The following is an 11,287-nucleotide window of genomic DNA, read 5'->3' as shown; positions in this document are numbered from 1 at the left end:
TAATAATATCGGGAATTGTTATATGTAAAAAAAAAAAGAGTTTAATTTTTATCAATTTATATCTTGGAGTGTGTTTTCATGGATGCATTAGAGTTTGAAAATAGAGTCAAGAAAATAGATGAAGTTTACAGAAGTCTAAATATTTATTCTCCTAATAAATCTCACCTTCCAACTCATGCAAGTGTTTTTTTATTGGCAACATGTCCAGCTAAAAATGGATATAGAATTGTAGAGCTAGGCAGTGGTGTTGGACATGTTTGTTTAGCTTTATCAAAATTAACAGAAAGTAGTCAAATTTATGGTATTGAAGTTCAAGAAGAATTATTTGCATGGTCTTTAAATAATAAGCAAATCAATTGTAATAAAAATGTTGAGTTTTATAATTTAAACGTTAAAGATGTAAAAAAATTTTTCAACACCGAATTTGCTGATTTAGTTATCTCAAATCCTCCACATTATTTTGATGGATTAAAAAGTGAGCGAGAAGACAGAAGAATGGCTAGATCTGCAGATAACTTAGCGTTGTTAGAAGATTTTTTCTACGCTGCTAAATATCTTTTAAAAAATAAAAGCTTGGGTTGTTTTGTAATACACCCAGCAATTTTATCAGACGTTTTTATTATCTTAGAAAGAAACAATCTTGAACCTCAGCAAATGTATATAGGATATGGAAATAGAAATAAAGAAGCTCAACTGATTTCTTTAATTTTTAGAAAGAACGGCGGAAGGAATTTAGTGATTCATCCCCCAATATTCTTAGATACAATTAAATAAATTTTTGAAAATTACGAATTTGATTTTGAAAAGTATCCAGAAAGAATTGTCGATATCCTACTGAAGTGGCGTTAGTTAAAACTTTTGGTGTATATTCTTTGACAACTGGCCCTGGCATCCATGGACATCTACCATATCCTTTTCAATCTCACGTTCTCGTAGATGTCAGATCAATAAATAAGATTGAGATCGGATTTAGAACCACAAGCTTTGGCAGAATCACTTCTTATGTATACGTTGACAAAGAAGCTCTAATGATTACAGGAGGCCAAAATATCATAAGTATCGAAGACATTGTTCAATATAGAGTCAATGATCCTGTTGCATATCCTTTTAATGTAATTCAAGGATATGATTTAGTTAAATTCACTTCCGAAAATGTTTTGCGAGAAATGGTCGCGTTATTAGAGTTAGAAAAAGTATTAACGACAGAAAGGGATAAAGTATCTATAAAAATCTTTTAAGGAGGAGGACTTCAAACTGAACGTTTTAGATATGATAACTCTCAAAGAGGCATATAAGAAAACCAATCAAGAATTAATAGAACTTGTAGATACTGAAAGATTACCTATAGTTTTTAAAGAAGATTTTGAAGAAAAAAAGAGAGCTATTTTAAAAAAATTGAACAATGTAAAAGATTTAAAAATTTTGACTTATTGGGATGAAGCATATCCAGATCTCCTAAAAGAAACAAACGATCCTCCCGTTGTTATTTACTATTTAGGCGATATTTCTTTAATGAAAAGTAAAAAAGTTTCGATCGTTGGAACTCGAAAACCAACTAGTTATGGGAAAATGATTTGTGAGAAGATAGCTCATACACTCGACAGTTATACTGTTGTCAGTGGATTGGCTTATGGTATAGATTCCATTGCACATTTGAATTCAAAAAAAACAATCGCTGTTTTAGGAAATGGAATAGATATAATTTACCCTAAATCAAATGAGAATTTATACACTAAAATAAAAAATGAAGGATTAGTTATTTCAGAATACTTTCCCGGGACTCATCCGGCAAAATACACATTCCCTTATAGAAATAGAATAATAGCAGGACTTTCAGAAAAAACAATTGTAGTGGAAGCTTCAAAAAAAAGTGGTTCGCTTATTACTGCTAGATATGCTCTTGACTACGGAAGAGAAGTTTTGGCAGTACCTGGGGATATTACCCGCTTAAATTCTTACGGAACGAATTACTTAATATATAATGGAGCTACTCCTATTATTTCTTCTGAACAACTCAGAGAAATATTTGGAATAAACAACGGTTTTGTTAACACTGCTAATACATCAAAAGATAAAAGTTCTTTTATAGAACAAAATATACTTAAATTAATAGCTGATGGAAAGGATAATTTAGATTTAATTTGTGATTCTTTAAGCGATGATGTATCCTTAATTTTATCAACAATAATGAAAATGGAAATAGAGGGAAAAATTGTACAAGAAAATGGAGTTTACTATATTTTTAAAGAAGGAGAGTGATCCCATGCCAATATTAACAGACGATGAGATTAAAATGTTAATAAATGCAGAGTGCCATGATCCTTTTATCTATCTTGGTTTAAGAAAATTAAACGAAAAAAATTTAGTAGTAAGAACTATACAACCTTTTGCGGAAGAAGCATATTTGTTGGCTAAAGAGAAAAAAATCAAGTTAGATAAAATACATCCTAATGGGCTTTTTGAAAAGAAGATAGAAGGTGAAGAATTTTTTGATTATGAATTTGAATATGTGTCTAAAGATGGTAATAAATGGAGAACTATGGATCCTTATTCTTTTTTGCCCGTTATTTCTGAATACGATAGATATTTGTTTAACGAGGGAAACCACTATAAAATTTACGAAAAATTAGGTGCACATCCTCTGCAAATAAAAGGTGTCAATGGGGTGTTATTTGCGACATGGGCCCCAAATGCTAAAAGGGTTAGTGTTGTGGGCAATTTTAATAATTGGGATGGTAGAGTTCACCAAATGAGGGTGCTTGGATCATCTGGAATTTGGGAAATTTTCATTCCGGGTGTAGTGGAAGGAGATTTGTACAAATTTGAAATTAAAACTCAAAGTGGAGAATTACTTATAAAAACGGATCCATATGGGACCTATTTTGAAGTTCGACCCAACACAGCTGCGATAGTCTACGATGTAAATGACAAGCATAAGTGGCAAGATAAGAAGTGGATGGAACAAAGAAAAGACGTGAATTGGTTTGAAGAACCAATGACTATTTATGAAGTTCATTTGGGATCATGGGCTCGAAAAGATGGAAATGAGTTTTTAACTTATAGAGAGTTAGCTGATAAATTGGTAAAACATGTTAAACAACATAATTTTACACATATCGAATTGCTTCCGATAGCTGAACATCCTTTAGACATTTCGTGGGGTTATCAAGTGACTGGATATTTTGCTCCCACAAGCCGATTTGGCAAACCTGAAGATTTCATGTATTTTGTTGACGTTATGCATCAAAATGGTATAGGAGTTTTTGTAGATTGGGTTCCTGGACATTTTCCAAAAGATGCATTTGCTTTAGGTAGATTTGATGGAACTGCTTTGTATGAACATCTGGATCCTAGACTTGGAGAACATAAAGATTGGGGAACATATATCTTTAATTATGGAAGACATGAAGTGAAAAACTTTTTGTTATCAAACGCTTTGTTTTGGCTCGAAAAATATCATGTAGATGGATTAAGGGTAGATGCTGTTGCTTCGATGATTTATTTAGATTATAGCAGAAAAGATGGTGAGTGGATTCCTAATAAATATGGAGGAAGAGAAAATTTAGAAGCAATCGATTTTTTAAAGCATCTGAATACAGTTACTTACCAGTATTTTCCAGGAATATTAACAATAGCAGAAGAATCTACAGCCTTCCCAGGAATAACAAAGCCTGTTCATTTTGGTGGGTTGGGCTTTTCTTATAAATGGAATATGGGATGGATGAATGACACTTTACGATATTTCAGCAAAGATCCTATATTTAGAAAATATCATCAAAATGATCTAACTTTTTCATTACTTTATGCCTTTTCAGAAAATTTTATACTTTCTATATCGCATGATGAAGTGGTTCATGGAAAAAGGTCTCTTTTAGAAAAAATGCCGGGAGATGATTGGCAAAAATTTGCTAATCTCAGGTTATTTTATTCTTATATGTATGCTCATCCTGGTAAGAAGTTACTTTTTATGGGTTCTGAAATTGCTCAAAGAAAGGAATGGGATTGTTTACATAGTTTAGATTGGCATTTGCTACAATACGAACCCCATCAGAAAATTAGCTTATTTTTAAAAGATTTAAATAAAATTTATAAAGATCACAAATCTCTTTTTGAAGTAGATCATAGTTATGATGGCTTTGAATGGATAGATTTCAATGATACTGATAACAGTGTTATTTCATTTATAAGAAAATCTAAAAATGTTGAAGAGATAATGGTTTGCGTTTTTAATTTCACTCCTGTGCCAAGAGAAAATTATCGGATAGGAGTTCCAAAAAAGGGTGTTTATCAAGAAATATTAAATAGTGATTGGAAAGAATACTATGGCAGTGGGGTTGATAATCCCAGAGAAGTTTATTCACAAGATGTTCCCATGCATGGAAGAGAACAATCCGTTATCTTGACCTTGCCTCCATTGGCTGGAATGTATTTTAAATATGTAATAAAATAAATTTTTTCAAACAACAATATTGGAGAAGATTTAGCCATGGTTTTAAAAGCTTACGGAAAAGTTAATCTTTATCTCGATGTGCTAAGAAAAAGAAGCGACGGTTATCATGACATATTAACACTTTTTCAATCTATAAAAGAACATGATATTATTTTTGTAGATTTTGCTGAAAAAGAATTATTTGAGAGTCAGCCAAAATTGTCTATACCATGGGAAGCAAACATTTTAAAGAAAACTATAGAAGTGTTTAAAAGTCAAACAGGCATTCATGATTTTAACTTAAAAATAAAATTAATTAAAAAACTTCCAGTAGGAGGAGGATTAGGCGGTGGAAGTGCTGATTCCGCCGCCTTATTAAATTTTCTGTCTAAAAATTTTAATATACCAGAAGAAGATATTTTTGAAATAGCCAAAAAAATAGGAAGTGATGTTCCTTTTCTATTAAGAGGAGGGACAGCGATAGGAAGAGGAAGAGGAGAGATATTAGAGTTCTTGGAGCCATTGGAGATTAAGATAGAAATATATCCCATGTCAGCGAAATTAGAAACTAAAAAGATGTATGAACTCTTAGATCAACAATGGAAAGAAATAAAGCATCACGGAAATCCCTATCTTCTATACGATGCATTAAAAAACAAAAACGCTGAAGGTGCTAAAGAAAATGCCTTCAACGTTTTTGAACAAGTTGCTTTTAGGATTTTCCCACAGTTAGAATTACAAAAATTAGTTTTAGAAAAAGAAGAAGGCACTATTTTTGCTCTTATGAGCGGGTCAGGTAGCACTCTCTTTAGAGTTTATGAGTAAAAAATTATTTTAGATATTTTTAGATATATTGTCGGTCCAATTTATAGACAAAAGCTATGATTTCAGCAGCTATTTCATAAAGTTCGGGTGGTATTTCATCATTTAAATCAAGAGCATAGAAATCTTCTACCGCTTTTTCATTCTTAATAATAGGTATATTTTCTTTTTCAGCAATCTCCAGAATTCTTTGGGCTATAAGATTCATACCTTTTGCTACTACTTTTGGTGCATTATCTACTCCCCTTTTATATCGTAAAGCAACTGCTTTCTTTTTTTCCATTTATTTTCATCTCACTTTTAAAGATAAAAAATCTTTTAGGGTTTTAATCACATAATCAATGTCTTCTTTGGAAACCCAATAATTTGTTACAAATCTGAACATGCCGTTTTCAGGAGCGTTAATTTTTATACCTTTATCTAAAAAGAAGCTCACTATCTCATCTGCGTTACCAATATCTAAAGTAAAAAACACCATATTGATTTGGATATCATCTAAATTTACCGATACTTGTGGAATTTTACTTAATTCATTTCCTAAGTACTTTGCATTTTGATGATCTTCATACAATCGGCCTCTCATTTTCTCAAGAGCGATTAATCCTGCTGCAGCTAAGAAACCTACCTGTCTCATCCCTCCGCCCATCAACTTTCTCCTTTTCTTTGCCTTTTCCACAAACATTTTACTACCAGCGATTATGGAGCCAACAGGAGCGCATAAACCCTTAGACAAGCAGAACATTATAGAATCACAGTAATTAGTAATTTCTTTAGGATCAATATTTAAATAAGTTGCAGCATTAAATACCCTTGCTCCATCCAGGTGAACAGGAATATTGTTTTCTTTTGCTATTTCATATATCTCTTTCATATTTTCAAGAGGGATGACTCTGCCATTTGAATGGGCATTTTCTAGACATATTAACCCAGTTGAAGGAAAATGAATGTCTTGTTCACCTTTTCTAATTTTACTTCTAATTTCTTGAGGAGACATAACTCCCTTATCGCTCTTAAGGGTTCTTAATTGAACTCCAGCTATTACTGATGAAGCACCTACTTCGTGAATTACTATATGGCAACTATCATCTAGAATAACTTCATTACCTCTCTCACAGTGCGTAAAAATGCAAAGTTGGTTTCCAAAAGTGCCACTAGGAACAAATAGTGCAGCTTCTTTTCCCACGATTTTAGCCGCATAATCTTCTAACTTTTTAGCTGTTGGATCTTCATCGTATACATCATCGCCAACTTCTGCCTTATACATTGCTTCTCTCATTTCTTGAGTAGGTTGAGTTACTGTATCACTCCTGATATCAATATATTTCATCTGAAATTCACCTCTTTCTATACCCTAACGTTTATTGTTTTGTTCTATTTTACTCACAGGTTTTACTAAACGATTTATAATTTTGTCAGAAAAAGAAGTTAAAAGGATAACTAATATCATTAGAATTGCACCTATTAATTGAAAAGTTGTAAATTTTTCTTTAAGAAAGATAAAAGAAAATAATGAAGCAAAAATAGGTTCCCCAATAAAAATAAGAACTGTTGAATTAGAACCAACAACTTTTTGATATTTAACCTGAACAAAATTTACTAGGACTGTCGCAATTATAGATGTGTATAATGTGGTTACAATAATAGGTTGTGTCAATTTCCAATTAGAACTAAAGGAAAGTAACAAATTAACTAAAGCCGCAAAAATAAATTGATAAGCTAAGAGTGAGGTTTCTTGAACTATTTTAGAAAATTTTGTTATTAACACAATATGAAATGCAAATAAAATAGCCCCTATGAAGGTTAAGAAATCACCAATATTAAATCCATGAATACCTCCAAAAAGCATATAAGAACCAAGTAAAGACAAAGGAAAACATATCCATTGAACTAAATTAGGTTTTTCTCTTTCAATTAAAAAAGAAATTATTGGAGTAAAGGGAATGTATAAGGATGTGATAAACCCACTTTTAGAAGCATCTGTAAAATTAATTCCGTAAGTTTGAAGTGCATGGCCCAATCCCAGAATTACTCCAAGTATCATACCATATTTAAAAGACTGTTTTCTCCAAATGATTAAAGAAACAATTCCTGCTATCGCAAATCTAATAAACAAATATGGAAATGTATATTCATCAGTTAAAACAGCTTTATGAAGTGGGAATGTACTTCCCCATATTAGAGTGACTAAAAACAAGTTTATATATGCTTTGTATGTTTTTTGCAAGTATACACCTCCAAATCAAGTTGATACTATCGATAATAATGTCATAAAACTCTAAAGAATATTTGTTGTCACGGCTTATAGAGGCATTGATAATTATTTTAAAGGTTAAAATACTTTTTATCTTACCAAATATATTTTATCTTTTTCTTTATAATAATATTTATCGATTATATTTTACCATGTTTAGATTTTTTATTTTTCAAAGTATAAGAAGAAAATTTGAAACGCACCTATTGTACTCATCAAATCCATAATACATCGCAAAGAGATTAGGCAATTTTTTATTAAAATGATTGCTATAAAAAATGATATAAATGTTGCAAAATAAGTATTTTGTTGTATAATAGTAAAAAAGGAAAAGGGGGATTTTAACTTCAGATTAAAAAATCCGACGTTGGGTTTTGTAGAATCATTAGAAATGCCTGATTTCATTAGAAAATTTTCAGCCAAAGAAGAAGTAAAAATATGGGTTGGGACTGACAGCCATTCTAGAAATGGAAATGTTGTGTTCGCAACAGCTATTGTTATTTATAAAATAGGGAGTGGAGGTACTTATTTTTATTATCTTACCAAAGAAAACAAAAAATATGATATGTATACCAGGCTTATTAAAGAAACAGAACTAAGTTTAGAAACAGCAAAATATATTGAAGAAGAGCTAAAATTGAAAAAACCTGAAATACATTTGGATATAGGATTGAACGGGAAATCTAAAGAAATCTTTAATTCTCTAACTGGCTACGTAAAAGGACTTGGCTATGACTGCAAAACAAAACCTTACTCCTTTGCAGCAACAAATATTGCACACCTTTATACAAAATAAATAAGTGTTGATGAGATGTTTTTTGTTTTATCAATTTTTAATTTAATAATAACAGTTAGTTTGTTTCTAAAATGTAATTCAAAATTAACAAAACTTAAGGTGAATAATATTGATTATTTTTTAATAGTTTGATATAATTTGTCTACACAAGCTTGTGTAGACAAATTTGTATATAGTAAAATTTATTAATTTTAGAGGTATGGAACAATGGCGAATAATAAAGTACCTATTTATAAAATTATTGCAGATGAAATTACTTCTCGAATATATGAAGGAGAGTATCCCCTTAACTCATATCTTCCTTCAGAAAACGAATTGGCAGAAGAATTTCATGTAACAAGAACCACAATAAGAAAAGTTTTAGAAGTGTTAAAACATCAAGGAACAATAAAAAGTTATCCAGGACGTGGTTATAAGGTTCAATCTTTGTTGTGGGAACAAAGTTTACTTAAATTTTATAGTTTTGGTAGAAGTATAGCTACAAAAGTAGATAACTCTAAAACGAAATTAATTTCTATTAATAAAGTTGAAGGATTAGGAGATGTTGAAAAATTTGAACATTTGGAATTATGGGAGATAACAAGGATCGGGATGGTAGGAGAAATCCCTCTAATTTTGGAAACTTCTTATATACCATGCGATTATCTTAAAAAAATAGATAACAAAAAACTTCTTCAAACTAAATCTTTGTATGATTTACTGGAAAGAGAAGGAATCCGATGTGTCAGGGCAAAAGAATATTTAGAACCTGTCTTACCTTCTTTAGAAGCTCAAAAGTTATTGGAAGTAGAAGAAAATGTGCCTCTCTTTCAAACAACGCGATATACTTATGACTCGGATGATAGATTTGTAGAATTTAGAGAAAGTTTAATTAGAGCTGACTACTTCAAATTTTATACTGAATTAAATTTATAATAACAATTTCATTCCAACTAATTTAATTAAGTTTAAAAAGTATGATTATTTTCAATGGGGTTTTATATTATTTATCCCCTTTTTTTTATATAAAAAATTACTATACTATGAATGTTAGGGGACGATTCAATGACAAAAGAGAAAGAAAAAAATAAATTATTTAGCATGTTCTTTACTTTTTTGAAAATAGGCCTTTTCACTTTTGGCGGAGGTTACGCTATGATTCCACTGATGGAAAAGGAAATAGTTGATAACAATAAATGGTTAGAAAAGGAGAAGTTTACACAAACGGTTTCACTAACCCAAGCAATACCTGGATCTGTCTCGGTAAATTTATCCATTTTATTAGGATATAATATAGAAGGTGTCTTAGGAGCCATAGTTTCTGCCTTAGGCGTTATTTTACCTTCTTTTGTTATTATTTTATTAATTGCTCTTGCTCTTACAAATTTGGGAGAATTAGCTCTTTTAGAAAAAGCCTTTAGTGGAATAAGACCCGCTGTTGCTGCGTTTATTCTATACGCAGCTTTCAGTCTTTCAAAAAGTATCAATTGGTCAACAATTTTATTTATAATTTTTTTAACTTCTTTCTTCTTGACGACTGTTTTCAATGTAAATCCTATTTATATAATTGCTGGAGCTTTTATAATCGGTACCTTATCAAGCAGATTTAATAAAAGAAATAATTAACTACTAGAAAGAAAGGATTTTAACCATGCTTACTTTACTAAAATTATTTGGTACATTTTTTGAAATAGGATTATTTGGATTTGGTGGGGGATATGTGATAATTCCACTTATTCAAGAACATCTAGTAAAGAATAATTGGATGAGTATTGAAGAATTTTTAAATTTAGTGGCAATAGCTGAAGTAACCCCTGGTTCCATATCTGTTAATAGTGCCACTTATGTTGGCTATAAGGTTTATGGTGTTCTTGGCTCTGTAGTTGCAACTTTAGGAGTTATTTCACCTTCTTTAATTGTAGGACTCCTAATTGCCGCTTTTTTTAAAAATGGGACTGGTAACACACCACAAAATATACTTAAATTTTTAGCACCAGCAGTTATAGGGTTAATCCTGGGATCAGGTTTTACAATAGGTATTACAAATATTACCTCCTTAATTAATTTGTTGATTTTTGTAATAGTTTTATTGCTGTTAGTGTTTACAGATGTGAATCCAATAGTAATCATTATAGCAACAGCCTTAATTGGTATAGTTTTTGGATAAAAAATTAACCAACAATAACCTTAAGGGTTTGGGGCAAAATTTCAAAATGAAATGGTGCATGTCCCAGAGATTCTCCATCAACTTCTAAGTACAATTTTTCTTGCGAAAAGATTTTTATAGTCCTTGCTCTAAAAGTTTTCACAGAAGGATTTTTTATGAAAGATCCATTGTATATTTTTCTTAAGTTTTTTAAAATTACAAAAATTGATACATCTTCAACTACCGTCAAATCGAAAAGTCCATCATCATAAACAGCATTAGGTGTAAACATCATGCCACCACCGCTGTATTTACATATGCCAACATTTAAGGTTAATGCCATATTTTCAAAGACTATTTTTTCATCGGCAATTATTTGTACATTCGTAGGTCGGTATGAAAATAAAGTTTTAAGAAGATTCATAGAATAGGAGAGACTTGTAGCGAATCTTCCCCTTTTTTTATTTGCTTTATAAGTAACCTCTGCATCAAAACCCATTCCAGCAACATTTATGAAAAATCTTTCTTTTTCTTTTCCTTTTTGTATATATCTGACCTTACCAACATCTTGAAAAATATACTTTTCTTTTTTTAAAATGTTTACAGCCTCATTGTAATCTTCGGGAATACCTATTGTTTTACGCCAATCATTCCCTCGACCAGTACCTATTGAACCTACTGCAATTTCAGATGGTTCCACAAAATTTTGTCTTAAAATTGCATTGACAATTTCATTTAAAGTACCGTCTCCCCCTACAGAAACCAACTTTCTATATCCTTTTTCTATGCCTTTCATAGCTAAACTAAATCCATCAAAAGGTTTTTCTGTGAAAACATAGTCAAACTGAAGGTCGCCACTTTTTA

13 protein-coding genes are annotated in these 11,287 nt (G+C 30.9%); 9 read left to right on the top strand and 4 right to left on the bottom strand.

The window, feature by feature from the left end; translation table 11 throughout:
* The first annotated feature begins 78 nt into the window (after positions 1 to 78).
* The 5 genes from PKN74_RS01590 to ispE all read left to right on the top strand — a co-directional run bounded on the left by PKN74_RS01590 (position 79) and on the right by ispE (position 5,254).
* Complete coding sequence (locus tag PKN74_RS01590; RefSeq protein WP_472307917.1) at positions 79 to 774, top strand: tRNA1(Val) (adenine(37)-N6)-methyltransferase; 696 nt, start codon at positions 79 to 81, stop codon at positions 772 to 774.
* 65 nt (positions 775 to 839) lie between these two features.
* Entirely contained in the window at positions 840 to 1,238 is a 399-nt protein-coding gene (locus tag PKN74_RS01585) for an SPFH domain-containing protein (RefSeq protein WP_472307915.1), read from the top strand.
* 31 nt (positions 1,239 to 1,269) lie between these two features.
* Positions 1,270 to 2,259, top strand: a complete 990-nt coding sequence (gene dprA, locus PKN74_RS01580; RefSeq protein WP_472307913.1) for a DNA-processing protein DprA — start codon at positions 1,270 to 1,272, stop codon at positions 2,257 to 2,259.
* 4 nt (positions 2,260 to 2,263) lie between these two features.
* The gene (gene glgB, locus PKN74_RS01575) at positions 2,264 to 4,450 is read left to right on the top strand and encodes a 1,4-alpha-glucan branching protein GlgB (RefSeq protein ID WP_472307911.1); all 2,187 of its coding nucleotides are present in this window, start codon (positions 2,264 to 2,266) and stop codon (positions 4,448 to 4,450) included.
* Positions 4,451 to 4,486: 36 nt separating this feature from the next.
* On the top strand, positions 4,487 to 5,254 hold the full coding sequence (ispE, locus tag PKN74_RS01570) for a 4-(cytidine 5'-diphospho)-2-C-methyl-D-erythritol kinase (RefSeq protein WP_472307909.1): 768 nt from the start codon (positions 4,487 to 4,489) through the stop codon (positions 5,252 to 5,254).
* 19 nt (positions 5,255 to 5,273) lie between these two features.
* Here ispE and PKN74_RS01565 read toward each other — a convergent pair whose 3' ends face one another.
* Genes PKN74_RS01565 through PKN74_RS01555 form a run of 3 tightly spaced genes read right to left on the bottom strand, consistent with a single transcriptional unit; the run spans position 5,274 to position 7,475 of the window.
* The gene (locus PKN74_RS01565) at positions 5,274 to 5,534 is read right to left on the bottom strand and encodes an EscU/YscU/HrcU family type III secretion system export apparatus switch protein (protein WP_472307907.1); all 261 of its coding nucleotides are present in this window, start codon (positions 5,532 to 5,534) and stop codon (positions 5,274 to 5,276) included.
* A gap of 6 nt (positions 5,535 to 5,540) precedes the next feature.
* The gene (gene ltaE, locus PKN74_RS01560) at positions 5,541 to 6,578 is read right to left on the bottom strand and encodes a low-specificity L-threonine aldolase (protein ID WP_472307905.1); all 1,038 of its coding nucleotides are present in this window, start codon (positions 6,576 to 6,578) and stop codon (positions 5,541 to 5,543) included.
* 24 nt (positions 6,579 to 6,602) lie between these two features.
* On the bottom strand, positions 6,603 to 7,475 hold the full coding sequence (locus tag PKN74_RS01555) for a DMT family transporter (RefSeq protein ID WP_472307903.1): 873 nt from the start codon (positions 7,473 to 7,475) through the stop codon (positions 6,603 to 6,605).
* 418 nt (positions 7,476 to 7,893) lie between these two features.
* Between PKN74_RS01555 and PKN74_RS01550 the strand changes: the two genes are divergently transcribed.
* From PKN74_RS01550 to PKN74_RS01535, 4 genes are all read left to right on the top strand, one after another.
* Complete coding sequence (locus PKN74_RS01550; RefSeq protein WP_472307901.1) at positions 7,894 to 8,298, top strand: ribonuclease H-like YkuK family protein; 405 nt, start codon at positions 7,894 to 7,896, stop codon at positions 8,296 to 8,298.
* A gap of 207 nt (positions 8,299 to 8,505) precedes the next feature.
* Entirely contained in the window at positions 8,506 to 9,213 is a 708-nt protein-coding gene (locus PKN74_RS01545; protein ID WP_472307899.1) for a GntR family transcriptional regulator, read from the top strand.
* 129 nt (positions 9,214 to 9,342) lie between these two features.
* On the top strand, positions 9,343 to 9,903 hold the full coding sequence (locus PKN74_RS01540) for a chromate transporter (protein WP_472307897.1): 561 nt from the start codon (positions 9,343 to 9,345) through the stop codon (positions 9,901 to 9,903).
* A gap of 25 nt (positions 9,904 to 9,928) precedes the next feature.
* On the top strand, positions 9,929 to 10,444 hold the full coding sequence (locus tag PKN74_RS01535) for a chromate transporter (protein ID WP_472307895.1): 516 nt from the start codon (positions 9,929 to 9,931) through the stop codon (positions 10,442 to 10,444).
* 4 nt (positions 10,445 to 10,448) lie between these two features.
* On the opposite strand, the gene PKN74_RS01530 is transcribed toward PKN74_RS01535, so the two are convergent.
* Positions 10,449 to 11,287: diacylglycerol/lipid kinase family protein (locus PKN74_RS01530; protein WP_472307893.1), on the bottom strand; the 839-nt coding region annotated here is incomplete at its 5' end.

This window comes from Defluviitoga sp., assembly GCF_035349255.1.
Taxonomy (GTDB): domain Bacteria; phylum Thermotogota; class Thermotogae; order Petrotogales; family Petrotogaceae; genus Defluviitoga.
Note: the sequence above shows the minus strand (reverse complement) of the source record. Positions and strands in the feature narration are given on the sequence as shown.